Here is a 24,953-nt window from a genome sequence, read left to right on the forward strand (position 1 = left end):
TTATTAGTGTTCCCAGAAGTTCGGCAAAACTAACAATCAATAATTGATGAGGGCATCAAATTTTTAAGGTGGCCGTTGCTTTCCCTAGTAACTTTACCTAATAATTCCGTTGCGTCTTTTGTCGGTAAGGGACGACTAAACCAATAACCCTGAATTTCCTCACAATTAAGATTTTGCAAGATTTCCAGTTGTTCTTGGGTTTCCACACCTTCAGCAACAACACGCAGATTAAACCCCTTTCCAATGGCTAAAATAGCAGAAATGATTCCCAATTCTTCCGAGGTTCCCCGTAGATCTCGAATAAAGGCTTGATGAAGTTTAACAGTGCGGAAAGAAAATTCTTTGAGATAACCCAAAGAAGAGAAACCCTTACCAAAATCATCAAGAGCAATACGAACCCCTAAATTTTGTAAATCTTGTAAAGTTTTGCGGGCTAAAGTCAAATTTTGTCGCAAGGTTAATTCCGTTAATTCTAACTCTAACCATTGGGGATCTAGTCCCGTTTCATTCAATATACTAGCCACCACCGTCGCTAAATGAGGTTGTTGAAATTCCCGCGCTGAGAGATTAACTGTCACAGGAATAGGTGGTAAACCGTCTTTTTGCCAAGAAAGATTTTGTTGACAAGCAGTTTTGAGAACCCACTTACTCAGATGTAAAATAAGGTCTGTTTTTTCGGTAAGGGGTAGGAATTTTTGGGGCATAATTAGACCAAAAGCAGGAGTATCCCACCGCAGTAAGGCTTCCATTGCCACAATTTGCCCCGTATTTAAGCGCAATTGAGGCTGATAATGGAGCAGAAACTGTTTTTTCTCTAAAGCTTGATGTAACAACCCTTCAAGACGCAATAAAAGCTCGGCTTCTGCTGTTAAATGGGGACTATAAAATTGATAATGGTTTCGTCCTTGTTCTTTGGTGCGATAGAGTGCAGCATCAGCATTTTTTAGCAATGTTTCTGCATTGTCCCCATCTTGAGGATAAATAGCAATACCTACACTACATTTAATTTGGAGTTTATGATCATCCATAACAAAAGGACGTTGTAGGGATTCAAAAATTCGTTGAGCTAATTTAACTGTATCCTCTGTATTTTTAATTTGTGGTAATAATAAAACAAATTCATCACTCCCCCAACGGGTGACAGTATCTCCACCTCGAACACAAGAACTGAGTCTTTCTCCGAAGCTTTGGAGGACGCGATCGCCGATAGAATGGCCCAAGGTATTATTAATATGAGTAAACGAATCAATATCAATAAAAATTACCGCTAACAGATGTTGATGACGTTGGCCATGAGCTAAGGCCACAGCCAATTGTTGATTGAATAATTCCCTGTTAGGTAAATTAGTTAGGGGATCGTGTAAGATTTGATATTGTAGTTGTTCTTCTGCTTGTTTTCGTTCACTAATATCATGGACAACAAAACATAAAATTTCCTGTCCTTGATAGGTGGTCAAACTGATTTTTCCAGCAAGAGTAATTAAGGAACCATCTTGATGACGATGGAGAGATTCTTGAACAATATAAGACATTTCTGCCGTGACAGTCCGCAATTGTTCAGCGAGAATTTCTCGTTCTATTTCAATTAGTTGATAAAGACTAATTCCAATAATTTCTGCACTGGTATACCCTAAGAGATGACAATAAGCTTGATTCGCTTCAATAATATGTTTTGTTTCGAGATCGATGGCTAAGATGCCTTCTGTTGCTTGTTCCACAAAAAGACGATAGCGATCTTTCCCTGCATTTAATTTTGCTTCCCGTTTTCGATATTTAGTAATTTCAAAAAGATAGGTTCTAATCGATTGATTTTCTGTTAAATAATGAATATGCTGTTCAAAAAATGCTTGTTCGACTTGGACTTCTCGGACAAAAGAAGTTCCCTCTTGGGAAGATTTACCCCCCCCAAGTCCCTGAAGAATGGGATGGTTTAATTTCAGTTGGGACAGATCGGAAAACTTCATTTTAGCCGCAGCATTAAGATAAGTAATCTGTCCTTGGAAATCTATTTCAATGATAGGATTAGGATTAGAATCTGCCAGAGAAGATACATTTTTGAGGTAATTTATTCCCTTGGGATCGACCGTTTTTTTAAAGGCCATAGTTTGCGGTTCATCGGGATCATCCTCTAGAAAAAGCTCATCGAGGGCGAGCATTCCAGGATCAGAAGGAAAATCATCTAATTCTAGGGAATCTTCCAAAATTTGACTATCTTGATCGGAATCTTTTAATAAATCAAGTTCATCTGAATTGGCAATAATATGATAGTTGGCCTGGGATTTATTGCCAAAACGAATAAGATCCCCTGGTTTTAATTCATGGGAAAGGCAATATTTCCCATTAACGGCGATACCATTCGTACTTCTTTTCCCTTGTAAGTTACCATCAATAATGCGATAACAAGGTTGTTCGCTTTGGTGATCAGTAACTCGCAATAAGGTGGCATGATGGCGAGAAACTTGGCGATCATATAACAAAATATTACTATTAGGATCTCGACCGATAGAATAGGTATTCTCCGTTAAGGAAACAATACGTCTTGATTTCTGATCGGCAACAACTAGCAGGTGACGGACTTCTGAGGCATTACTCATCACGATTCATCGAGAGTAAGGAGCTATAGTTATAAGGTTCCCCAAAACCTCAATCAAACTAACATCACTCCCAGAAAAGAAATTTTACTGGTGTGTGAGTTGAGAAAAGTTGTTAGACTAGAGATGGTCAGAAGAATTGCTAGAAAAACCAACTTCTGAGTTAATATTGCCATGCAGATGAACTATGATCCCAATTTCATCTTTCGGTTAGTAGGCATCTCTAATTTATTGGAACAACCGAGTAATCTTGAAGATAGTTTGCAAGAAGTAGCAAATCTTGCCGCACAAATCCTCAAAACTCAGCGATGTTCTATTATGTTATTGGCGGATGAGGAAGATATTTCTCATCAACAATCTTATTTAAGAGTGTTTATTCATTATGGTAATTTACCTCCATCAGCTTATGAGGAAATTACCCCACTGAATGAGGGAATAGCGGGTTATGTGGCAGCGACAGGAAAGGCTTTATTAATTGAAGATATTCAGCACTCTCAATTTGCCTCTGTGGCCCGTTTTTTGCATGATGATGATAATAAAAGTTTAATTTCTGCCCCAATTATTTTATCAAAGCGGGTGGTTGGGGTAATTAATGTGAATAGTCCCCTCACTCGAAACAGTTTTAATCAGGAAGATTTAAAATTACTGGAAACCTTTGCTTTGTTTGTGGGAAAATCTCTCCAAATTTCCCAACTACAAACGATCCTTCGCTCTAAATTTGTGGAATTAGCGGTGGTGAGGGACTTAGTAGAACAAGAGATTCCAGAAACTATGACCATTCATCCTAATCCTTCTAAGTTAGCAAAAATTGTGGGAAAATCTTTCTTTAAAGAGTTAACACAAGCTGGTTTTACTGTCAATCAAATTATTGCTATTGCCACAGAAGTTCTTAATTTGTTACAAGAACATCTCGCTCGTCTGACTCGTCATAAAAAGCGATTGGAAAGGGATGAAATGGTAAGTGAAGATACAGTTGAGCGGGCTTAATGGTATTAAGCCCCTAGAGAGTTTCACCGTTTTAAAATTGGATTTTTTTCGCTTTTCGGTGTTGGTGTAAGATCTGGGTAGGGGCGCAAAGCTTGCGCCCAAAAGAGCGTAAATCCTGTTAATGTTGAGGTAGCCTTATTGATTAAATGCTTAGCAATTTAGAGATGTTTCAAATCATCTATTCAGACGAGTTTCTTAAACATGATACGGGAAGCTTTCACCCTGAATGTCCCGAAAGACTCACCGCCATTGTCAACGCCTTAAAAACCGTATCTTGGTGCGATCGCCTACAATGGCAACTCCCCACTGCGATCGCTCAACGAGATCCGATCCCTTTCATTCAAAAAATTCATACCACAGCTTATCTCGAACGAGTCAAAAATTTAGCCCAAAAAGGGGGGGGTAGTTTAGATCCCGATACCCCTGTTTCTCCCCAAAGTTATGACGTGGCCTTACTTGCGGTTAATGCTTGGTTAGATGGGGTAGATACTGTCTTAAATACTGATCGTCCGGCCTTTGTCTTGGCCCGTCCCCCTGGCCATCATGCCATCAAAGAGACAGGAATGGGATTTTGTCTGTTTTCTAATGGGGCGATCGCTGCTCATTATGCCCTAGAAAACCCTTCAGTTAATCGGGTTGCCATTTTAGATTGGGACGTGCATCATGGGAATGGAACAGAAGCCCTAGTCGAGAATAATCCTAACATTGTCTATTGTTCCTTACATCAATTTCCCTGTTATCCAGGCACCGGAAAGGAAAGCGATCGCGGAAAATATAATAATGTGTTAAATATTCCCCTGCCAGCAGGAAGTACCATCAAAGAATATCAACAAGCCTTTGAAAGCCAAGTTATGCCGATCTTAGAAGCCTTTCAAGCGGATTTATTAATTGTTAGTGCGGGTTATGATGCAAATCAAGCTGATCCCTTAGCAGGTATTGACTTACAACCCTCTGATTATGGCATTTTTACTCAATATTTATTAACCTTTACCCCTCGGATTCTATTTGGGTTAGAAGGGGGTTATAATTTGGATGCTTTGGCCCAATCGGTAATAGCTACCATTGAACCTTGTCTTGCTTAGTTGTTTGGTGGGCATTGCCCACCAAACGCAAGAAATTAATATGTTCTTTAAATAATTTTGGCGGTGCGTAGACCAAAATATAAACCGAGGGCGATCCCTGTAAAAGCGATTAAATATCCAGCAAAGGCAGCTACAACAAATCCAGACATTTTGGTTGATACTCCTAATCAGGTTGATTCTTTGCTATTGTACTTCTGATCAGACCCAATTTTAAAACCTATGTCCGCTGTTATTCCAGTTATTTTACCCCACACCCGTTACGAGATTGCGATCGCGGCTGGCTCTCTCCCCAGTTTAGGCCATAGTCTCGCTTCTTTGAATTTGGGCCAAAAAATTCTCGTTGTTTCTAATCCCGATATTTTTACTTATTATGGGGAAGTGGTGGTAAATTCTCTGAAAAAAGCAGGATTTGAGGTGTTTACCCATTTCATCCCGGCAGGAGAAACCCATAAAACCTTAGACAGTATTGCCCAAATTTATGATACTGCCCTCAAACATCGTTTAGAAAGGTCTTCAACCCTCTTGGCCCTTGGTGGGGGAGTGATTGGGGATATGACGGGGTTTGCCGCAGCTACCTGGTTACGAGGGGTTAATTTTGTACAGGTTCCCACCTCTTTATTAGCAATGGTAGATGCTTCTATTGGGGGAAAAACTGGAGTTAATCATCCTCAAGGCAAAAACTTAATCGGGGCCTTTTATCAACCCCGTTTAGTGTTCATTGATCCCCTTGTTTTAAAGACCTTACCTGTGCGAGAATTTCGGGCAGGAATGGCAGAAGTAATTAAATATGGGGTAATTTGGGATCAAGATTTATTCTGCAAATTAGAACAAGCTGAAACCTTAGATAATTTAGATAATTTTAGTCAAGAATTGCTGCAAATTATTATTACCCGTTCTTGTCAGGCCAAGGTTGATGTAGTCAGTCAAGACGAAAAAGAAGGGGGATTAAGAGCCATTTTAAATTATGGTCATACCATTGGTCATGCCATTGAAAGTTTAACCGGATATGGCACGATTAATCATGGGGAAGGGGTCGCTATGGGCATGATTGCTGCGGGAAAAATTGCCGTAAACTTGGGAATGTGGACAGAAAAAGAAGCACAACGTCAAGCAAAATTAATCCACAAAACAGCTTTACCTGTTACTATTCCCAAGACGTTAAATACTGGAGAAGTCTTAGAAAGTTTACAGTTAGATAAAAAAGTTAAATCCGGCAAAGTTCGCTTTATTTTACCGATAGAAATTGGCAAAGTTGTGATTAGCGATCGGGTGTCTTCAGAGATAATTGAGACGATATTAGAAAAAATAAAATATTAATTATCAATTGTCAATTGTCAATTATCCATTGATCATAGTGCAAGATCTCAGTAATTTGTCTCAAACCCAAATACAGAAAAAGTTTGACTACTGACCACTGACTTTTGCTATATTTGGGCAGAAAGGCGGTTAGAATCATAAAGGAACATTTTACCTATGATTTAGGACTGACCTAAAAAGGAGAACCACAATAAAATGCTAACACTCAAAATTGTCGTTTATATCGTTGTCGCCTTCTTCATCTCCCTGTTTGTCTTTGGCTTTCTTTCGAGTGATCCCACCCGTAACCCTGGCCGGAAGGACTTCGAGTAAGCCCGAATTAAGGTTGTGTTAACTTAGGTGAGTAAGACGATAGGGGCGAGATATGGCTCGTCCCCATCCTTCATCTGCTAAGTCACGCTGCAGGTAGCCACTAAACCCTTGAGCTTGATGTTTATCTAAAAGATGCCCCCATTCGTTCCACCACCTAATCCACCGGCCCAGATTCAATCTGTTGTTGCGAACCCCCAAGGGCAACCCCTGGAAGCACTGATTCAAGGGCATTCACCAACCATGGCCCAGATCTCATCTGGGACAGATCGCTCATTGTTGCCAACCCAAGCCCCTGATCCCCTTCAGCAAACGCCACCCCAGGTGGTGGAATTTTACCTATCTAATCCTCAAGACATTGCCACACCTCCGGGATCATCCCTTCTGCCTTCAGCAGAGGGGACAGCGAATTTATTAGGCAATCCGATTTCAGTGGGAGATTCCACCTCACAACCCACTTCTAACCCTAGCCCGATCTTAATTCCCTGGACAGCAGAATCCTCACAACCACTCCCCCAAATCAGGCAAATACAGCCCGTCCAATTCTCTCAAGCCCGTCGTTTAGTCGTTCAACAACGAGGAAAAGCCCCTAAAGAATTTCAGTTATCAACCCCCTCCCCAGAAGATAAAAAACCCCCTGATTCCCTGAGTCAGCGGCAATTTGAGATCTTCCCAGAATTAACGCCAAAAGCCGATCCAGAAGCAGCCTCAGAGACAACAGTTGGGGTCGTAGAATTGATTAGCGATCGCCAAGAATATGACTCAGAAAGAGAAGTCGTTTATGCAGAAGGCAACGTCGTGATGCGCTTTGCCAATGGGGTGTTATTAGCTGATCGGCTGTGGATAAATCTTCCTGATCAATTTGCCGTGGCCGAGGGTAATGTGGTCTTAGATCGGGGGGATCAAACCCTGCGGGGAGAACGGTTTGAATATTATTTTGTGCAAGACAGCGGCGTAATTTTTAATGCCAGTGGGGAAATCTATCAACCCACCACAGGGCGAGACTTTGCCCCCAGCTTACCTACCGCAGCTGACAACGCTCTGATTCCCAACCAAACCTTAAATGAAAGACTCGCCGTCAATCAACCCCTACAACGCATTACCACCACTGAAGGGATTAAGTATTCTTTTGGGCTAGGCTTTGGGTCCCAAAACCCTCAAGGCATTGGTAGCAGTGGAGGGCAAGGCAGTGGGGGACAAATTAACCGTATTCGCTTTCAAGCAGAAAGGATGGAATTTGATGCCGAGGGTTGGCGTGCCACCAATGCCCGTTTAAGTAATGATCCTTTTTCTCCTCCTGAAGTGGAAATTCGGGCCGAAACCGCCACTTATCGCAATATTGCTCCCTTGGTTGATGAGGTAAAACTCACGAACTCACGGGTTGTTCTCGATCAGGCGAACTCTTTTCCTACTCAAGATCGACTGATTATTGATCAACGCGATCGCCAACCGGGTGTCATTGGCTTTGGTTACGATGATCGAGATCGGGGGGGACTATTTGTGGAACGGGGCTTTAATATTATTGACAATTATTTAGTCCGGTGGGAAGTTACGCCCCAATATTATGTGCAAAAAGGGGTCTTCCCTGACAGTTTAACCACCGATGACCCCAATACCGACTTATATCTTGAAAATGAAGATGATATTGATGCCATTAGTCCGCCTACCTTTGGCTTTACCACTGAGTTTAACGCGAACTTTGATGCTCGAACCAGTTTATTTGCTCGCACTTCTTTAACGAGTCTAGAATTCAGCGATATTGAAGATCGTCTGCGAACGAAAACCTTTGTGCAGCATCGTATTGGGGACTTGGCTACACCCCATGATCTGCGATTTGAATACAATTATCGTGAGCGTTTGTTTAATGGCTCTTTAGGCTTTCAAACCGTCCGCAGTAGTGCGGGTTTAATTGTGGTTTCTCCCCAAATACCCTTAGATACATCAGGACTACAATTAAGTTATCAAGGCTCGATTCAGAGCGTCAATGCAGATACTGATCGCGCGAGTTTATTGGGAAGTTTTTCCGAAGATAATCGCGTCACCTTAATGCGTTTTCAAGGGGCAGCATCCCTCAATCGTCCGTTTTTGCTCTGGTATGGAGAAGCTCTCCCCCCAACGCCTGAAGAGGGATTAAAATACAGCCCAACCCCCGTTCTTCCCTTTTTGCAACTCTCTACCGGGGTTACCGGAGTCACCAGTCTCTATGGCAATGGGGACTCTCAACCTTCCCTATCGGGAACTATTGGAATATCAGGGCAGATTGGTCATTTTTCCCGTCCTTTCCTCGATTACACTGGGTTTAATCTCAGTTTTAGTCAGGCATTGCGTGGCGATCCTTCCCCGTTTTTGTTCGATCGCTTTGCCGATCTAAAAACCTTAACTTGGGGCTTAACTCAACAGTTATATGGGCCTGTCCGTTTTGGGGTACAAAGTGCCTATAATATTGATACTGATGAAGAAATCAACACTGATTTATTTTTGGAATACAGTCGCCGTACCTATAGCATTCTCCTCCGCTATAACACGGTTTTAAAAGTGGGTTCCCTGAGTCTACGAATTAGTGACTTTAACTGGGGTGGTAATCCTGGCCCCTTTGATGGTACGGGGATTCGTCCTGTTATTCAAGGGGTTCCTCGATAGAAAAAGACTGTATTGCGGAAAGGGGAGCTTTGATTGCTTCAGCAATTTTGCTTTAATTCAATTTTCAATTTTCCACTAAACTATGAATATCTAATAAAACTTCCCCTGCCATTAATCGTTTAGCTGCATCAAGTAATACTTCTTCGATATAGGGCTTGACAAAATAGCCTTTTGCCCCACGTTCTGCGGCGATACGTTGCATTTTCTGGGCCCCACGGGAAGTAATCATAGCGATAGGAATAGCCGAAAGTTTAGGATCTCCTTGTAACCGAGACAACAACTCTAAACCCGTCATACGAGGCATTTCAATATCACAGAGAATCAACTGACAAGAAAAACCACCTCGCAGTTTTTCCCAAGCTTCTTGGCCATCCCTGGCCTGTTCTATTTGATACCCCGCTTTAGTAAAGCTCATCGATAGCATCTCCCGCACCATCACCGAATCATCGATAATTAACACCACATTACTATTATCAGATGATGAAGTGGAGGTGGAGGACTGAGATTGCTGTTTAACTCCAGGTAAGGGTTTAACCTTGGGTCTTTTACTACTACCAGTCAGCAAAATTTCTCCGTTTAACATCCGTTGGGCCGCTTCTAAAAGGGTTTGGTCGGGACAAGGTTTGGTAAAATAAGCCGTTGCCCCAAGTTTGGCCGCTACTTTGCGGTGACGATCTGCCCCACGGGAAGTTAACAGGGCCACGGGTAATTTGGAGAGGGTAGGGTCTTTTTGCATCTGAGACAAGAGTTCTAAGCCATTCATACGAGGCATTTCAATATCACAGAACACAAGTTCACAGGGCAACCCAGAGCGCAGTTTTTCCCAAGCTTCCTGACCATCTCGCGCCTGTTCCACCCGATAACCCGATTTACTAAAGCTCAAGGAGAGCAGTTCACGAACCGTAATCGAGTCATCCACAATTAACACCGTCGGTTCACTGCGATCGCCTGTAAAGGTATCAAAAGCACTAGAATTTTTCTGCCACAAACTACTATTGCCGTCGGTGCGGAGCCGTCCTTGAGCAATTTCAATCAATTCTAAAACATCCCCAATAGGCATAATAGATCCATCCCCTAAAACCGTTGCTCCCGCAATACCAGAGGGTTTAGGAATGGGGCCTTCAATTTGTTTAATCACAATTTCTTGCTCCCCAATCACCTGATCTACTTGAATCGCCAATAAATTACCGGCCCCGCGTAAAATAACTAAAGAAACCGTGTCATCATCATGTTTACCCGCGTAAACGTTACCGCGACTGAGTTGACGATTATAGGAAAGGAGATCCCCTAAAGGATAGACAGACAGGGGTTGATTGTTCCAGTAAACGAATTTTTGGCCCGTTTCATCGACGTTTAAATCATGGGGTAAATAATCTTTCATATCTTCCACCCCATCCATGGGAAATGCTATGCGAGCGCGGTTGCTGACACAACAGAGAGCTTTACAAATACTCAAGGTCAGGGGTAAACGAATGGTGAAGGTGGTTCCTTTGCCCCGAACCGAATCAATGCTAACAGAACCCCGAATATCGATTAAACTGGTTCGCACCACATCTAACCCGACCCCACGCCCCGCAAAATCATCGGCTTTGTCGCGGGTACTAAAACCTGCATGGAACAGAAGGTCATAAATTTCCGTTTCTGTGAGGATGGCCGCTTCTTCTGGGGTGATAAGATCCTTTTCAATAGCCTTCATTTTCACCCGTTCCGCATCAATACCACCCCCATCATCAGCCACGGTAATTACAGTTTGGTTTCCTTGGAGAAAGGCCCGTAAATGAATCTTTCCTTCGGCGGATTTGCCTTTTTGTTGTCGCTCGGCTGGTTCTTCAATACCGTGGGTAATAGCATTATTGACCAAATGAGTCATGGGGTCATATAGCTGTTCGAGAATCATTTTATCAATGAGAACATCTCGGCCTTCTACCACTAATTTTGCCTGTTTATGCAACTTCATGGAGATTTCTCGGATCGCACGGGGCAAGCGATCGGCGGTTTGGGCAAAGGGAACCATCCGAGATTTGGTCATGCCTTCTTGTAACTGGGTGGTGACTTGCCGTAAACTGCGGGCCACCTGTTCTGTCTCATCGACGAGAAATTGAATATCTGAGGAAGACTCTCGCACTCGGACGATCAATTCGATCATTTCTTGGGAGAGTAAATGGAAACCAGTAAAGCGATCCATTTCTAAGGCATCTAAACCCTGATCTTCTTCCTGATCTGACAGCGTACTGCTGTGGCTTTTGCCATTGCTCCCTGGACTATGACCACCAATTCCCCCACGATTTTGATTGCGACTGGCGAGTAATGCGCCTTCGAGGAGGGTGCGTTCATATAAATCTTGCATCCGCCCACCGACATCACTGAGGTTCTGTACCTGGTTGAGTAGGTTATCTAAAAATTGTCGTAACCGTTCTTGATCTTGTTCTAAACGGTTCCGTTTAACGACCAATTCCCCGATCAAATTACTGAATATATCCAGTTGTTTGACGGGAACCCGCATTGTTTGTTCAAAGACTTTGGTTTTGGTGGTGCGCGATCGCATGGGGGCCCGTTGTCCTTTGGCGGGGGACAGGGTGGGGGAACCGCCCATAGTTCGATCAGCTTCTTTCAGCAGGGCTTCTAAGTCTTTAAACTCATCATCTACCTCTAGCTCATCCTCTGCATCAACCAGAGTTATTTCTGGGGTAGTGACGGTTGGGGATGAGGGGTGATTTTCTGGGAAAGTGGGGGGGGCTTCAATGAGGGCGACTAATTCGGCGGCGGTAGCTTCGTCGAGGCCGTCTTCACCGGGATCAATGAGTGGTTGATCTAATAAGGATTCTAAGGTTTCTAAGGCTGGGTAGAAGTCGGGTATCAGTCCCAGTGATGGGGTGACAGCATTCGTGACTTTTGCCCCTTCGTGATCTTGGCCCCCTAATAGCTCTTTGAGTTCTCCTAAGCCGCTATCTTCCCCTAAATCATCGAAAGCGGCGGTTAAATCCTTAAAAAATGAACTATCAGTGTTTTCGAGTTCCTGACGATCTTCCTCCCACTGACGGGTTGCTTCTTCTAAGAGGTTAGAGATTTCATCTTCTGCTGGTTTTGAGTCCTGAACCGAAGTTTGAGACTCCCCTTCCCAAGCAAAATCATGGCTGAAAAGGTTATTAATTTCATCTTCTGATGGCAGAGATGATAAGGTAACTCGGCCTGGGTTTTCATCTTCCAATGGCCCTGATATTTCCTCATCGAACAAACTTGCTAATTCGTCGAGATCCCCATTCGACTTGAATGGACTTAATTCTTGGCCTAAGTCGTCTAAGAGTTGGGAAATGTCGCTATCAAAGGAGTGATCGGCGAATGTGTCTGGGTTTGAATAACGGCTGGTCATGTCTTCGTCCTATCAGGTTGGGGATCTAGCCTCTTATAGTCAGAGTACCCAGTTTTCTCGGAAAAATTATAGATGACCCTGATCTTTTTTCAGTTTCCGTTAGCCTGCATTATTCACCAACTGCCAAAACCCTTATTGTGAGAACATCTCAAAAAACAGACTGTTTTTTAGCTAGATCGCGAGATGAAGCTCTTGGCAAGGTTTTTGAGGATTTTCCAAAATCTTCATGAATAATGGAGATACTTCCTTCAACGTGCTATCAATATTATTTTTCTAGACGATAACCAAATTCAGCTAAACGTAGGTTTGACTGTCGCCATTTTGGTTCTACTTTGACAAAGAGTTTTAAATAAACTTCTCCGGCAATCAATTTTTGGATTTGTTCTCTGGCTGCTGTGCCGATCGCTTTCAGCATACTTCCTTGTTGACCAATAATAATACCTTTTTGGGAACTTCTTTCCACGTTAATGGCTGCAAATACTCTGGTAATATTGGGGGTTTCTTCCACTTGTTCAATAACAACGGCCACGGAATGGGGAACTTCTTGTCGCGTTAGCTGCAAGATTTGCTCTCTGATTAGTTCTCCCATAATAAACCGTTCTGGTTGGTCAGTAACGAGGTCTGGGGGATAATAATAAGGGCCGGGATCTAATTTTTCAATTAGGGTATTTTGTAAGGTTTCTAAGCCCTCTCCTGTTAAGGCTGAAAATTTGATAATGGGCCAATTATATTCTTTGATTAGATTGCCATAACTTTCGTCTAAGGGTTGATATTCTGAGGATTGTTGATCGCTTTTATTTAGTCCTAAAATGACCGGATTTTTGGTATTTTCTAACAGTTCTATAATATAGCGATCGCCGCCACCTGAAGGGACAGAACTATCGACAACTAACAGAATAACATCGACAGAATTAATCGCAGCTTGAGCATTTTTGACGATAATTTTCCCTAGGGTATGGTGTGGTTTATGAATGCCTGGGGTGTCAACAAAAATAATTTGGCTTTTTTCAGTGGTTAAAATACCTCGTAAACGGTTGCGAGTGGTTTGAGCAACGGGGGAAGTAATGGCTATTTTTTGTCCCACCAGTTGATTCATTAGGGTTGATTTTCCGACGTTGGGACGACCGATAATTCCCACAAACCCTGATTTAAAACCATCAGGTGCTATAGGAATTATAGGTAATACAAATTGATTAATGTCATCGGTCATTGTGAAATAAGGTTAAAGGTTTATAATTAACAGTTTAACAAATTTTTGGACTGCTGATTTTTTCTGTTGTTAAATCTTTATGTTGTTGAGGGTTCATGGTAAATTATTTATTGTTCTTCTCCAAAGTCTATATAAGTATAGCCTGTTTGTCGATCTCTTAAATAGTTTTTATATTTAAGATAAAGTTCTAAACCTGGAATTTCTTGATTAAAATCTTTTGGTTGTCTATAATTTTCGGGAGAATATTCTTCTCTGATTTTGCTAACTGCTTGATAAAATGGATTCCATTTACGCAAGACTTGAATTAATTTTTCAAATTGATCGTAAGCTTGTTGATGTCTATTTTCTAACGCCAGATATTGAATGATTCTTGCATAAGTATCTGGGCTGCTTTTTTTGCCAGTAATATTAATCATTTGTCCTAATTCTTCAAACATATCATAATGAACCATGACTAAACAAGTTAAGACTTTTAAATTTGTAACATCTTGTTCTTTTAGGTTACTAATAATCTCTGATACGGATTGTAAAATTGAGAATTGTTTTAATTTTTTTTGACTAAATAAAGAAAAGAGTTGTAAACTAAAACTATTCTGACATAGACTGTCTAACTCTTGAGCATAAACCTGTAAATTATGTTTACCTTCATCTGTCTTTATCTGGTGAATAATTGCTGTTAATTTTTGATTTATGTTCCTTTGAAAAACTTCCTTGTCTTCATAATTATTAAGTTCTTGGTAAACATAATCATAAAATTCTTTTTGTTTTATTCCTTGACACATTAATTCAATTTGATCCATGATCACGTAGCTTTTTTGGGCTTTTAATGCTGATTTTAAACGGTCAATACTCTGATTTAATCCTTCGTATTCTTGGCGATCATATTGAACACAAAATTTGATTTTAGCAAACAGCAAAAATTCTTGTTTACTAAATTTATCTTGCTCGATAGCTTTGAGAGATTTAGCGCATATTTTGGCATCTACTAAGGCGCGGTTATGGAGAAAAATTGCTGTTTCTGAAACTTTGGGTTTTGCTAATCCCAAGCGTTCCATTACCTGCTCTGATAAACCATTTTTTCCTAATAATAAGTTGTAAATTACATCTTTTTTTTGAACTAAAATAATACCAGAAACCAAGGTTAAAATACCAATAGGAATTGGCGAAAATATCACAGTACCAATAGATGATGATTCGTGATTAAGATTTACATTTGCTGAGGGGAATAGTCCGAATATTTTCTGGGTTGAATCAGGTATATTAACGCTTGTTTTATCAAGGTTAAACTCTGATTTTTCAGCATCTATTTTTTTGATAATGTCATTAGATTCCCAAAGATTTAAAGTGTCTGAGTCTTCTTCTTCAATAAGTCCTTGATAACGATCTTTAAGATTTTTGTTGATGGGTTCAGCTATCTTCTTTGGTGATAAATTAATCTCTTTTTTGTCTAGGGTTTGTCCAGATTTATTTGCCATAACTAAATAATTTTGTGTTTGATGAATTTTTTGCTTAATGTTAATTATGTGTGAATATTAATTAAGTTACTGTGACAGGGATCACTGCTTATTTTGATCGTCAACACATAATAAAATAGTCAGATGGTAAATTACCATGTTTGATAAGGATTTTTTGCTAGGTTAACATTATAGTATCTTAAATCATGGGTCACTTCTTCCCCAACCCAACTGGGTAAAAAGATCTCTTGATTTTCATCATTTAATTCGACTTCTGCTAAGATTAATCCTTCATTTTCTCCTTTAAATTCATCAATTTCCCAGACTAAATTATCAATGGTAATTTTATATCTAATCTTTTCAATTAAGGGACGACTACATAGAGTATCTAACATCATTTTAGCATCCTCTAAAGGGATCGGATATTCAAACTCATTTCTACTAATTCCTTCCGTTTTACTTTTAATGGTAAGATAAGCATCTTCTCCAATAATTCTGATGCGAATAGTTGTTACTTTATCCTGCGTTAAAATATAACCCTGTCGATAAACTTTTCCTGATTCTAAAGAACGCCAATCATCATTTTTAACGAGGAATTTTCGCTCAATTTCAATTGCCATAATTATTAAGTATGATTAATGAGTTATTGACTTTTTGCCAGACTTAAGATAAACCAAATTAAGAGCAACTCTAATTCTTGATTGATCTTATAAGTAGGTGTTAAAAAATCAATACCTAGAACAATTAAGGACTAAAGCCCTCACTACTAACTTTTTTATTATAGCTTTAATTATGGCCACTAACTTAACAATGTTTGCGAATTTTCAAAATTTAGTGATCAAGACTTCGGAGGTTAACATTAATCTAATTAAGGGAGGAAAAGGCTACCCGATTCTATTATTACATGGTTATCCTCAAACTCATGTGATGTGGCATAAAATAGCCCCAAAATTAGCCAATAATTTTACAGTTATTCTTCCTGATTTACGGGGATATGGCGATAGTGATAAACCCCAAGGAATAGTAAATTATGATAATTATTCTAAAAGAATTATGGCACAAGACCAAGTAGAAGTAATGACTCAATTAGGCTATGATGATTTTTATTTAGTTGGTCATGATCGGGGTGCTAGAGTGGCCCATCGTTTAACCCTAGATTATCCTAATAAGGTCAAAAAATTAGTCTTATTAGATATTGCCCCTACTTATGAAATGTACACCCAAACTGATCAAGAATTCGCCACAGCTTATTATCATTGGTTTTTCTTGATTCAACCTTTTCCTTTTCCTGAAACCTTAATCAATCAAAATCCTGACTATTTTTTAACCCATTGTTTACAGAGTTGGGGCAAAGATAAATCTGCTTTTACTGATGAAGCGATACAGGAATATTTAAGATGTTTTCGTGATCCTAAAACTATTCATGGGACTTGTGAAGATTATCGCGCAGCAGCAACTATTGATTTAGAACATGATCAGGCAGATATTAATCAAAAAATTGAATGTCCTGTTTTAGTTTTATGGGGAAAAAAGGGAGTAATTGAAAGAAAATATGATGTCATAAAAAGTTGGCAAAAAAGAGCGATTAATATACAAGGAAAAGCGATTAATTGTGGGCATTTTTTACCAGAAGAAGCTCCCGAAGATACTTATCAAGGGATCAAAGCGTTTTTCGGGTAGTAGGGGAGAACGGCCGTTCGCCCCTACTAGGGTTATTCCGTGAGATCTATCACATCAAAAGGGTGACTCCTATTATTGCGCAATAGAGCATGATGGGGAAAAATAAAGTATGAGCAAACGCGATGGCACATTTTCCCCCCTGTTTCCACTTAAACCTGATTACAAGAAATCACCCAAAGCGAAGACTCTGCGGACAAATTCAATTATCTTTAAGGTCAGACTAATGTTAAAAAAAGTAAAAGCTATTTATTGCAATGGTACATTTATTCCTCAAGATCCTTGTTATTTACCCGAAAATGCAGAAGTAGAATTGACCGTACAAGTTGCCTCTGGTTATACTCAGACAGTAGTAGATCGGGAAACCCGCAAAGAAATTCTCGAAGCACTTTTGCAGCGAATGCGTCAAACCTCAATGATGTCCCATGCTCATCGTGTCACCATTTCAGAATAACCCAATACTCATTAGTTAACCCTCTTTTTGGCGAGAAATCCCCGATTGAGGAACGAAAATCGAGGGATGATAGCCAAAGCAACAGTTTTGTGACATAATAGATGTGGCCGCCAGGTAAAAAACCTAAATCGCAGCCCAAGTTGGGGTGTACCCATCCAAGATGAGAGTGAAAGGTAGTCAATTGACGGAACCGACCGAGCTTGGGAAATACGACAAAAAATTGAACAAATCGACAAGTATCCAGGGACTCTGGAAAACGAAAACGCCTGATTAGTCGTTCTGTCGGGGAACCAACGGTGGGAGATGTTTATCATCATTTGTACCAACGAGTTTTAGATAAGTGGCGAAACCTCGCATGAGCGAGAATAACCAGGAATGCCCTATCGTGAGTTAGGGAGGTTCCCCGCACAAAACGTAGTGGCGTGCGTGGGAGGATGTCACGGATACAGTACGCCACAGAAAGGAACAAAAGGTTCCCTGTGTCCCATCTAACTAAATACGACTGCCATTATAAAATTTTTCGTCTCTAATTATCTGCTCTTGATCTCAAATTTGATCATTGAGCAGCTTTTTTTTGGGGAATTGCCACGAGAATTAGTTAAAATCAAAGGCAGAGCAATTATTGTTCACCATTCATTTACCATAAACAACCGGCCAATGGAGATTAAAGCTGTTCAATCTGGTTATTACGGAGACGCTAACTATCGCACTCCCCCCCCAGATCTGGAGTCTTTGCTACTGAAAGAGCGTATCATTTATCTAGGCTTGCCATTATTTTCCTCTGACGAAATCAAGCAGCAAGTCGGTATTGATGTGACTCAACTAATTGTCGCTCAATTGCTGTATTTGCAATTTGATGACCCCGATAAACCCATTTTCTTCTATATCAACTCAACGGGGACATCTTGGTATACTGGAGATGCGATCGGCTTTGAAACGGAAGCCTTTGCCATCTGTGATACCATGAATTATGTTAAACCGCCAATTCATACGATTTGTATTGGTCAGGCCATGGGAACGGCCGCAATGATTCTTTCTGCGGGGACAAAAGGTTGTCGGGCCAGTCTTCCCCATGCTAACATTGTCCTCAATCAAAACCGTTCAGGAGCGCGAGGCCAAGCGACGGATATTCAAATTCGGGCCAAAGAGGTATTGAAAAATAAGCATACCATGTTGGAAATTTTGTCAAGAAATACGGGACAACCCGTTGACAAGATTGCTAAAGATACCGATCGCACCTTCTATTTAACCCCTCCACAAGCGAAAGAATATGGGTTAATTGATCGCATCTTAGAAAGTACCAAAGAACTGCCTAAACCCCTAACTGCTGTTAGTTAATTGCTGTTTAACCCCTATATTGAATTAAACTCATGCCTATTGGTGTTCCTAGTGTTCCTTATCGTCTTCCTGGTAGTCAATACGAACGATGGATTGATATCTATACTCGTTTAGGCCAGGAACGGATTATTTTTCTTGGTCAAGAAGTCACCGATGGTATTGCCAATCGGATCGTCGCTCTTTTGTTATACCTTGATTCTGAAGATCCTGGTAAACCGATTTATTTATATATCAACTCCCCTGGGGGTTCGGTAACGGCTGGTATGGCGATTTACGATACCATGCAATATATTAAGTCGGATGTTATCACCATTTGTGTTGGTTTAGCTGCTTCTATGGGGTCATTTTTATTGGCCGCAGGAACTCCAGGAAAACGCCTGGCCCTTCCTCATGCGCGGATTATGATTCACCAACCTATGGGGGGAACAGGACGACGACAAGCGACAGACATTGAAATTGAAGCCAATGAAATTCTGCGTATTCGTAGTGAACTCAATCAAATTTTAGCAGATAAATGCGGACAATCTGTGGAAAAGATTGACAAAGATACGGATCGGGATTACTTTATGTCTGCTGAAGAAGCAAAAGAATATGGTCTGATTGATAAGGTAATTGAAGATCGGAATCTCTCTTTATCTTAACAAATTGGTCACGGTTGTATTAATTAAATCCCCCGCGATATTATGAATCGTGGGGGTACTTTTTGTTCTCATCAAAATCATTATCTATCCTATTTTTGGGGACTATTTAAAGCTGAGATTAAATAATCAATATAAGTATTAACTTGTTCTTTGGATTCATCTTTTAACCCATGATGTATTTTGATATAGTTAAGAGCTTCTATATACCAATCAGGGGAATGATTTTGAGCGTATAGGGATTCTTGAAGTCCATTAAGAACATTTTCATCTAGAATATTTGTGTCTTCAGCTAAGATAGCATAAGTTATTGTTACCAGCATCCAATTTATAATATTGCGAACAAATTCTAGATCTTCCTGAGAGTTAGAACCAGAGGGAACAAGAAATTTTTGAGAAATTATGCCTACTGTTTCTTCCTTCAACTGATTAATATTACCATGAAGTCCTTGAGCCGCTTCTAATCTAACCTGGTCTTGTTTGAATTGCTTTTCAAGCTCAGTAAGTTCCTTTGAACTAAGAAAGCGGCCTCGATTTTCTATTTTATTCGCAACGAACTCTCGGATACCAGTAAGCATAGCTTATTCCTCGTATATTTTTTATACTAGAATGCTAACCCTATTATATCCTAGAATAAGTAAAAAGAGCTTTTTTTAGTAATATTTATTATTAGAGCGAAAATCAATCTTTAAATATTTCTATGAATCTACCTTTTTTTCCGAAGTACAATCAAGAACAAATTAATAAAATCAATCAAAATCTAGAACAACAACACGAAGATTTGACAAAGAAATTTGACCTATTAAAACTAGAAGCAAGAGGTAGATATAATCGGTCTAATTTGTGGGGTATATTACATTTATTTTTTAGCTTATTGGCTTCTGGTAGCTCACTTGCTTCTCTAATTTTAACTTTTAATAATAATACCAAAATTATCGCAATAACCTCAAGTATTTCGGCAATTTCAGCAGCAATAATCCCCGTCTTTAATTTCTCAAGGCGTGAGACAAAACTTTTAGCTCTTAAAGAATTATGTCAGTCTACTGAAATAGAATGTATTTCTCTAGATTATAAATTTAAAAACTCAACCAATATTGATGAAAAAATAAAGTTGTTAGAAACTATCAACGAACGCTTACAACAAATAAATAAAAAGCTGAATGAACCTTATTAAATTTAATTCGATGGTCTGATTGATAAGGTAATTGAAGATCGGAATCTCTCTTTATCTTAACAAATTGGTCACGGTTGTATTAATTAAATCCCCCGCGATATTATGAATTGTGGGGGTACTTTTTGTTCAACAATTGACAATTACCTCTACCTAAAAGGTAGAGGATTGAAAATAAGAAAAATTTTTTTAATTTATCCCCTTAAAAGAGGAGGTTTTAAACCAAATCAACCAATTGTCAATTGTCAATTGTCAATTGTCCATTGATAATAATTACCAATCTTCAAAGGTAACAACTTCCCCTTTATATCCCACAGATTTAAGGGCTTCATTAAATCGTTCAATTCCAATTTTCTTGATGTCTGGCACTAATTCTCCCATCATTAAATAGCCAAGCTTGTCACCTTGTCCATCCAATTTTTGCGCCTCAAGATATGCTTTGGCAAGTTTTCTTGCTTCAGTGTTCAGGGTAGCATCTTTAGAGGAAATGCCTTTTTTCTCAACACCAAGCTGCACTAAATAATTAACTGTCTTTTCGTGATGCCAGAGATAATAAGGTTTGCCTTCTTTGGGAACAATTTTATCACAAAAATTGCCATCTTTTGCTAATTGTGTTGGTTCACCATCTTTCTCTCGAAGATTGTGCTGTTTTAACAAGTTCCCAAACTTAATTGCAGAAAGGCTAAATTCTTGACCTAATTCGGTTAGGGTACGCCATGTTTTACGAAAATTATTTTTTTTACTCATATTTTCTCCAATCAAAAAAAGAATTTTTCTAACGCCAGAACAATATCAGAAAAATGAGGTATGCTAATGATATCATTAGGAAGATAAATTTGTTGAGATCGATAGTTATATTTTCTATTTGATGCTTGATAAGGCTGATTGTAGGTTTCTAACTGATTATCTATCAGATTAAATAGCCAAAAATCATTAATTCCTGCTTCAGCATAAAGAGATAACTTAACTTCTCTATCAAATCTTAAGGTAGAGTCAGCAATTTCAATAATGAGTAAAATATCTTCTACTTGAGGATGGGATGATAAATAATTATCCTCCTTTTTACGAGCAATTACAACATCGGGTTCCGGTTGACTATTAGGGTGAATAATAATCGGTTCTTGTCCTCTTATATTCGCCTTTCCTCGCAATAAAATATATAATTCTTCTAACAATAAAGAATTGCAGACTGAATGAAAAGTTCTTTTCGCTGCCATTGTAATGATGTCTCCCCGAATTAATTCTACCCGTTCCCCTGATTCAAAAAATCCTAATTCAGTAAGACGGTTATATTCTTCGAGGGTAAATTGTTTGCGAGAAACTGTAATCATTTTCAACTGAGTTTTTAGCCAGATGAATCTACTAAAATCATAACATTTCTCACGGTATAGAAAGATTTTTGCTTAAGATCCTATTGAATCATATTAAAAAACGTATCATCGATATCATAGCCAAATAATTGAGCCATAGATTTTAAACGAAATTGAGCCGGAATTTCTTGTTGTTTTAGCCAGTCAGCAAGAATAAATAATTTGTGCATAACAAAGATTTCTAAGGCTTCAGGGTTGTATTGAATGCCTTCAACACGGCTAAATTGATGAGGGACTAACATTGCTGTATATCGGGCTAATTCTCCCCCTTTCCAGTCTAAAAGAAAAGGCAGCCAAGGATATACACTATCGAGACGCACAAACCAGAGACGAATTTCAGGAATTTCTGAGAGTTCCCTGGGATCGCTCGGATCACGAGGATAATGAATTTCAAAGCTTAGGGTTTGTTCCTGAGTAGCGATCGCCCCTTTGGTTAACAATGGCTCCACGATAGAAGTGACAGGGGTAACATCTAAACGAGTCAGATGATCGAGTTGAATGGCGATCGTTTGAGTCATGGAATCTTTAACCTAACAGCATTTGTCCTATTATCTCAGAAATCAGGGAATTAAGGACTCTACCAAACCTACTATGTACAACTATGAGAAATTATCGCCCCAAACCCTTAAGGGTTAAGCTATATAGACGAAACCGGCCTACGCGGGTTCATCTAGCCTCCCTTCGGAGGCTTAGTTTGTATATTATCAGGCTTCAGTCTGTTGTAGATGTTCAGTTATCCTTCAATATTTTCTTTTATTAATTCCTTAGTTTTTGGTGACAAAAAATGTTATAATTGTCCTGCCTTTAGTCTTAAAAATTGGTTATAAAGAAAAAACTCACTTATATTTATCCTCATGAAATGGCAATAGTATCAACAATTCCCCTGATCCCCATAACCAAGTTGAATATTAAACAAATAATAAGCAGGGGTTAACAACTGAATCAAAAATAGATTAAGATTGAAGGAAGAGACAAGAAAGCAATTCCCAATCTATCAACGGATTGTTATCAGATAGGTTTAGGCGAGAATTCTCCCTTGAACCAGATTCTCGTCATAAATTGATCTTGAGAGCTTATTGGGGAATGTTATTAAGTAAAGTGATCAGAATTAACTGAAGTGATCACCTCTAGAATTGGTTTAACAATTACCCTCTAAAAAAGGAATGAAAATATTATGGATGGACTATTAGCTGATGCCAGTACCCGATTAGAACAAGCCTTAAAATATGTATCCATTTCTGAGGATGCTAGTGAAAGATTAAAACACCCCAAAACTAGCTTAAGTGTTTCTATTCCCGTGCGAATGGATGACGGCTCTTTACGCATTTTTCAAGGGTATCGAGTCCGCTATGATGATACCAGAGGCCCAGGCAAAGGTGGGGTACGTTATCACCCTAATGTGACCATGGATGAGGTGCAATCTTTAGCATTTTGGATGACCTTTAAATGTGCCTTATTAAACTTACCCTTTGGTGGGGCAAAAGGCGGTATTACTCTGAATCCCAAGGAATTATCTAAACAAGAATTAGAACGATTAAGTCGGGGTTATATTGAAGCGATCGCGGACTTTATTGGCCCTGATATTGATATCCTTGCGCCTGATGTCTATACTAATGCGATGATCATGGGTTGGATGATGGATCAATATAGTATTATCCAACGCAAAATTAGTCCTGGGGTAGTAACAGGAAAACCCGAAACAATGGGCGGTAGTCAAGGACGAGATACAGCCACAGGAGCGGGAGCTTTTTGTGTGATGCAGTCCATTCTTCCTAAGTTTGACTTGATTCCTGAAAAGACGACAGTAGCAGTTCAAGGGTTTGGTAAAGCGGGAGCAGTCATTGCAGAGTTATTGGCAAAAGTTGGCTATAAAATTGTAGCTGTCAGTGACTCTAAGGGAGGAATTTATGCCGAAAAAGGACTCGATATTTTGAGTATTCGTCAGTACAAAAAAGAACATCGAGGTATTGCGGCCATTTATTGTGAAGATACGGTGTGTAATATTGGTGAACATCAAAGCATTACCAATGAGGAATTATTAACCCTAGATGTCGATGTTTTAATTCCCGCAGCTTTAGAAAATCAAATCACTGACCAAAATGCCAATGATATCAAGGCAAAATACATTTTTGAAGTGGCAAATGGCCCTATTACGTCAGCAGCAGACGACATTTTAAATAAAAAAGGAATTTATGTATTTCCTGATATTTTAGTCAATGCTGGAGGGGTAACAGTCAGTTATTTTGAATGGGTACAAAACCGCAGTGGTTTATATTGGACAAAGACGGAAGTGCATGAAAGAATGAAAGAGAAAATGGTGACGGAAGCAGAAAAAGTTTGGTCAATTGCCCAAGAATTTGATGTTTCTATGCGGACAGCGGCCTATATTCATGCGTTAAACCGTTTAGGAGAAGCTTTAGATGCGAAAGGAACCAGGGATTATTATGTTAATGGGTTAGGACATTAAGGTTCTTGCAATGTGGAAAGAATCCCCCGTTAAAACGGAGTTTAACGGGGGAGTATGTCAAGTTTTAATTACCTTAATTTTTTCTCTTTTATGACTACTTTATGGTAGCAAACTAACACCAAATAAAGTTGTATTAATTACAGTTGTTAATTAATTGTGATTAAAAGAAATCGTAACGTATTTTTGCGAGTACCTGTTTCAAAATAGGGAGATCATTGGCACAAATCTGGTAAACTTCCTCTGGATCAATATTAAAGTAATCATGAGCTAAAATATTTCTAATTCCCTTTACTTCTGACCAAGGAACTTCAGGATAACGATTATTCAAAACATCACCTATCATTCGATCAAGTCTTCTGATATTTTCGCTGATCGCAATCAGCATCATACTAATGCCATCTAATCGATCAAGACCATCATCATTAACAATAAAATCATCCGCCTTCTGGATAGCTGTAAACCTTCTCTCAATTCGACGGATTGCTTCTTCTATTTCTAACAGTAGCTCAAATAGGAGAGATCGATCATACATAAATGACATCCCGATCAATTCGTGCTTTTAGATAAGGATTCATGGAATCTCGATATCGAATTACGTCCACTTCTCTCCCGAATAACTTCTCTAGTTCAGCTTTAAGTCTAACTCTTTTGAGCAGATCAGGTGACATCTGAACGACCACATCAATATCACTGGTTTGATGATCTTCATTTCTTGCGACTGAACCAAAGATACCGATCTGAGTAATTGCGTACCGTTCAGCTAATTCAGACTTAACACTTTGTAATTGTACCAATATCTCACTTTTGATCATTTTTACACCCATAAAATCAATCTTTAATCTATCCCACGATAGAGATCCGCGATCATGATATCGAAT

The 24,953-nt window shown here is 39.5% G+C and carries 23 protein-coding genes; 11 read left to right on the forward strand and 12 right to left on the reverse strand.

What is annotated here, in order from left to right; all coding sequences use genetic code 11:
• Positions 1–29: 29 nt before the first annotated feature.
• A complete protein-coding gene (locus VB691_RS16500) occupies positions 30–2,594 on the reverse strand; it encodes an EAL domain-containing protein (protein WP_323292605.1) in 2,565 nt (854 codons plus the stop codon).
• Positions 2,595–2,765: 171 nt separating this feature from the next.
• Between VB691_RS16500 and VB691_RS16505 the strand changes: the two genes are divergently transcribed.
• Together VB691_RS16505 and VB691_RS16510 are read left to right on the forward strand one after the other, a co-directional pair.
• Complete coding sequence (locus VB691_RS16505) at positions 2,766–3,578, forward strand: GAF domain-containing protein (protein WP_323292606.1); 813 nt, start codon at positions 2,766–2,768, stop codon at positions 3,576–3,578.
• 164 nt (positions 3,579–3,742) lie between these two features.
• A complete protein-coding gene (locus tag VB691_RS16510; protein WP_323292607.1) occupies positions 3,743–4,660 on the forward strand; it encodes a histone deacetylase in 918 nt (305 codons plus the stop codon).
• Between the two features lie 47 nt (positions 4,661–4,707).
• On the opposite strand, the gene petL is transcribed toward VB691_RS16510, so the two are convergent.
• The gene (gene petL, locus VB691_RS16515) at positions 4,708–4,809 is read right to left on the reverse strand and encodes a cytochrome b6-f complex subunit PetL (RefSeq protein WP_323292608.1); all 102 of its coding nucleotides are present in this window, start codon (positions 4,807–4,809) and stop codon (positions 4,708–4,710) included.
• A gap of 70 nt (positions 4,810–4,879) precedes the next feature.
• Here petL and aroB point away from each other — a divergent pair, with 70 nt between their 5' ends.
• From aroB to VB691_RS16530, 3 genes are all read left to right on the forward strand, one after another.
• Entirely contained in the window at positions 4,880–5,977 is a 1,098-nt protein-coding gene (gene aroB, locus VB691_RS16520) for a 3-dehydroquinate synthase (protein ID WP_323292609.1), read from the forward strand.
• Between the two features lie 195 nt (positions 5,978–6,172).
• Positions 6,173–6,289, forward strand: coding sequence for a photosystem II reaction center protein I (locus VB691_RS16525; RefSeq protein WP_323292610.1), 117 nt, complete (start codon positions 6,173–6,175; stop codon positions 6,287–6,289).
• A 132-nt stretch (positions 6,290–6,421) separates the two neighbouring features.
• Entirely contained in the window at positions 6,422–8,926 is a 2,505-nt protein-coding gene (locus VB691_RS16530) for a DUF3769 domain-containing protein (protein ID WP_323292611.1), read from the forward strand.
• Between the two features lie 64 nt (positions 8,927–8,990).
• Here the strand turns inward: VB691_RS16530 and VB691_RS16535 are convergent, their stop codons facing one another.
• From VB691_RS16535 to VB691_RS16550, 4 genes are all read right to left on the reverse strand, one after another.
• On the reverse strand, positions 8,991–12,296 hold the full coding sequence (locus VB691_RS16535; RefSeq protein WP_323292612.1) for a hybrid sensor histidine kinase/response regulator: 3,306 nt from the start codon (positions 12,294–12,296) through the stop codon (positions 8,991–8,993).
• Between the two features lie 265 nt (positions 12,297–12,561).
• On the reverse strand, positions 12,562–13,506 hold the full coding sequence (gene era / locus VB691_RS16540; RefSeq protein WP_323292613.1) for a GTPase Era: 945 nt from the start codon (positions 13,504–13,506) through the stop codon (positions 12,562–12,564).
• 107 nt (positions 13,507–13,613) lie between these two features.
• Positions 13,614–14,981: a hypothetical protein gene (locus VB691_RS16545; RefSeq protein WP_323292614.1), complete on the reverse strand. Its 1,368-nt coding sequence runs from the start codon at positions 14,979–14,981 to the stop codon at positions 13,614–13,616.
• A gap of 131 nt (positions 14,982–15,112) precedes the next feature.
• Positions 15,113–15,580: a CYTH domain-containing protein gene (locus VB691_RS16550; RefSeq protein WP_323292615.1), complete on the reverse strand. Its 468-nt coding sequence runs from the start codon at positions 15,578–15,580 to the stop codon at positions 15,113–15,115.
• A gap of 190 nt (positions 15,581–15,770) precedes the next feature.
• On the opposite strand from VB691_RS16550, the gene VB691_RS16555 reads away from it, so the two are divergent.
• From VB691_RS16555 to VB691_RS16570, 4 genes are all read left to right on the forward strand, one after another.
• Complete coding sequence (locus VB691_RS16555) at positions 15,771–16,640, forward strand: alpha/beta hydrolase (RefSeq protein ID WP_323292655.1); 870 nt, start codon at positions 15,771–15,773, stop codon at positions 16,638–16,640.
• Between the two features lie 223 nt (positions 16,641–16,863).
• Complete coding sequence (locus VB691_RS16560) at positions 16,864–17,091, forward strand: antitoxin family protein (RefSeq protein ID WP_323292616.1); 228 nt, start codon at positions 16,864–16,866, stop codon at positions 17,089–17,091.
• Positions 17,092–17,748: 657 nt separating this feature from the next.
• Positions 17,749–18,429 (forward strand): ATP-dependent Clp protease proteolytic subunit, encoded by a 681-nt coding sequence (locus tag VB691_RS16565; RefSeq protein WP_323292617.1) that lies wholly within the window; start codon positions 17,749–17,751, stop codon positions 18,427–18,429.
• Positions 18,430–18,461: 32 nt separating this feature from the next.
• A complete protein-coding gene (locus tag VB691_RS16570; protein WP_323292618.1) occupies positions 18,462–19,070 on the forward strand; it encodes an ATP-dependent Clp protease proteolytic subunit in 609 nt (202 codons plus the stop codon).
• A gap of 89 nt (positions 19,071–19,159) precedes the next feature.
• On the opposite strand, the gene VB691_RS16575 is transcribed toward VB691_RS16570, so the two are convergent.
• Positions 19,160–19,645, reverse strand: coding sequence for a hypothetical protein (locus VB691_RS16575; RefSeq protein WP_323292619.1), 486 nt, complete (start codon positions 19,643–19,645; stop codon positions 19,160–19,162).
• Between the two features lie 122 nt (positions 19,646–19,767).
• Between VB691_RS16575 and VB691_RS16580 the strand changes: the two genes are divergently transcribed.
• Positions 19,768–20,241 (forward strand): hypothetical protein, encoded by a 474-nt coding sequence (locus tag VB691_RS16580; RefSeq protein WP_323292620.1) that lies wholly within the window; start codon positions 19,768–19,770, stop codon positions 20,239–20,241.
• Positions 20,242–20,511: 270 nt separating this feature from the next.
• Here VB691_RS16580 and VB691_RS16585 read toward each other — a convergent pair whose 3' ends face one another.
• From VB691_RS16585 to VB691_RS16595, 3 genes are all read right to left on the reverse strand, one after another.
• Positions 20,512–20,985, reverse strand: coding sequence for a hypothetical protein (locus VB691_RS16585; protein WP_323292621.1), 474 nt, complete (start codon positions 20,983–20,985; stop codon positions 20,512–20,514).
• An 11-nt stretch (positions 20,986–20,996) separates the two neighbouring features.
• On the reverse strand, positions 20,997–21,569 hold the full coding sequence (locus VB691_RS16590) for a Uma2 family endonuclease (protein WP_323292622.1): 573 nt from the start codon (positions 21,567–21,569) through the stop codon (positions 20,997–20,999).
• A gap of 80 nt (positions 21,570–21,649) precedes the next feature.
• Entirely contained in the window at positions 21,650–22,126 is a 477-nt protein-coding gene (locus tag VB691_RS16595) for a CRR6 family NdhI maturation factor (protein ID WP_323292623.1), read from the reverse strand.
• Between the two features lie 656 nt (positions 22,127–22,782).
• On the opposite strand from VB691_RS16595, the gene VB691_RS16600 reads away from it, so the two are divergent.
• Entirely contained in the window at positions 22,783–24,075 is a 1,293-nt protein-coding gene (locus VB691_RS16600) for a Glu/Leu/Phe/Val dehydrogenase (protein WP_323292624.1), read from the forward strand.
• A 160-nt stretch (positions 24,076–24,235) separates the two neighbouring features.
• Here the strand turns inward: VB691_RS16600 and VB691_RS16605 are convergent, their stop codons facing one another.
• Positions 24,236–24,607, reverse strand: coding sequence for a DUF86 domain-containing protein (locus VB691_RS16605; protein WP_323292625.1), 372 nt, complete (start codon positions 24,605–24,607; stop codon positions 24,236–24,238).
• Entirely contained in the window at positions 24,600–24,887 is a 288-nt protein-coding gene (locus tag VB691_RS16610; protein ID WP_323292626.1) for a nucleotidyltransferase family protein, read from the reverse strand. The genes VB691_RS16605 and VB691_RS16610 overlap by 8 nt, the downstream gene beginning before the upstream one ends.
• Positions 24,888–24,953 lie beyond the last annotated feature (66 nt).

It is taken from the genome of Crocosphaera sp. XPORK-15E (assembly GCF_034931425.1).
Lineage (GTDB): Bacteria > Cyanobacteriota > Cyanobacteriia > Cyanobacteriales > Microcystaceae > UHCC-0190.

Excerpts from the sequence above, each read along its gene's own strand:
- VB691_RS16535 (WP_323292612.1), bottom strand. The coding sequence starts at position 12,296 with ATGACCAGCCGTTATTCAAACCCAGACACATTCGCCGATCACTCCTTT.
- VB691_RS16595 (WP_323292623.1), bottom strand. The coding sequence starts at position 22,126 with ATGACTCAAACGATCGCCATTCAACTCGATCATCTGACTCGTTTAGAT.
- VB691_RS16555 (WP_323292655.1), top strand. The coding sequence starts at position 15,771 with ATGTTTGCGAATTTTCAAAATTTAGTGATCAAGACTTCGGAGGTTAAC.
- petL (WP_323292608.1), bottom strand. The coding sequence starts at position 4,809 with ATGTCTGGATTTGTTGTAGCTGCCTTTGCTGGATATTTAATCGCTTTT.
- VB691_RS16510 (WP_323292607.1), top strand. The coding sequence starts at position 3,743 with ATGTTTCAAATCATCTATTCAGACGAGTTTCTTAAACATGATACGGGA.
- VB691_RS16560 (WP_323292616.1), top strand. The coding sequence starts at position 16,864 with ATGTTAAAAAAAGTAAAAGCTATTTATTGCAATGGTACATTTATTCCT.
- VB691_RS16525 (WP_323292610.1), top strand. The coding sequence starts at position 6,173 with ATGCTAACACTCAAAATTGTCGTTTATATCGTTGTCGCCTTCTTCATC.
- VB691_RS16590 (WP_323292622.1), bottom strand. The coding sequence starts at position 21,569 with ATGATTACAGTTTCTCGCAAACAATTTACCCTCGAAGAATATAACCGT.
- VB691_RS16500 (WP_323292605.1), bottom strand. The coding sequence starts at position 2,594 with ATGAGTAATGCCTCAGAAGTCCGTCACCTGCTAGTTGTTGCCGATCAG.
- VB691_RS16505 (WP_323292606.1), top strand. The coding sequence starts at position 2,766 with ATGCAGATGAACTATGATCCCAATTTCATCTTTCGGTTAGTAGGCATC.
- VB691_RS16545 (WP_323292614.1), bottom strand. The coding sequence starts at position 14,981 with ATGGCAAATAAATCTGGACAAACCCTAGACAAAAAAGAGATTAATTTA.
- era (WP_323292613.1), bottom strand. The coding sequence starts at position 13,506 with ATGACCGATGACATTAATCAATTTGTATTACCTATAATTCCTATAGCA.
- VB691_RS16575 (WP_323292619.1), bottom strand. The coding sequence starts at position 19,645 with ATGCTTACTGGTATCCGAGAGTTCGTTGCGAATAAAATAGAAAATCGA.
- VB691_RS16610 (WP_323292626.1), bottom strand. The coding sequence starts at position 24,887 with ATGATCAAAAGTGAGATATTGGTACAATTACAAAGTGTTAAGTCTGAA.
- VB691_RS16600 (WP_323292624.1), top strand. The coding sequence starts at position 22,783 with ATGGATGGACTATTAGCTGATGCCAGTACCCGATTAGAACAAGCCTTA.
- VB691_RS16585 (WP_323292621.1), bottom strand. The coding sequence starts at position 20,985 with ATGAGTAAAAAAAATAATTTTCGTAAAACATGGCGTACCCTAACCGAA.
- VB691_RS16550 (WP_323292615.1), bottom strand. The coding sequence starts at position 15,580 with ATGGCAATTGAAATTGAGCGAAAATTCCTCGTTAAAAATGATGATTGG.
- VB691_RS16580 (WP_323292620.1), top strand. The coding sequence starts at position 19,768 with ATGAATCTACCTTTTTTTCCGAAGTACAATCAAGAACAAATTAATAAA.
- VB691_RS16565 (WP_323292617.1), top strand. The coding sequence starts at position 17,749 with ATGGAGATTAAAGCTGTTCAATCTGGTTATTACGGAGACGCTAACTAT.
- VB691_RS16530 (WP_323292611.1), top strand. The coding sequence starts at position 6,422 with ATGCCCCCATTCGTTCCACCACCTAATCCACCGGCCCAGATTCAATCT.
- aroB (WP_323292609.1), top strand. The coding sequence starts at position 4,880 with ATGTCCGCTGTTATTCCAGTTATTTTACCCCACACCCGTTACGAGATT.
- VB691_RS16605 (WP_323292625.1), bottom strand. The coding sequence starts at position 24,607 with ATGTATGATCGATCTCTCCTATTTGAGCTACTGTTAGAAATAGAAGAA.
- VB691_RS16570 (WP_323292618.1), top strand. The coding sequence starts at position 18,462 with ATGCCTATTGGTGTTCCTAGTGTTCCTTATCGTCTTCCTGGTAGTCAA.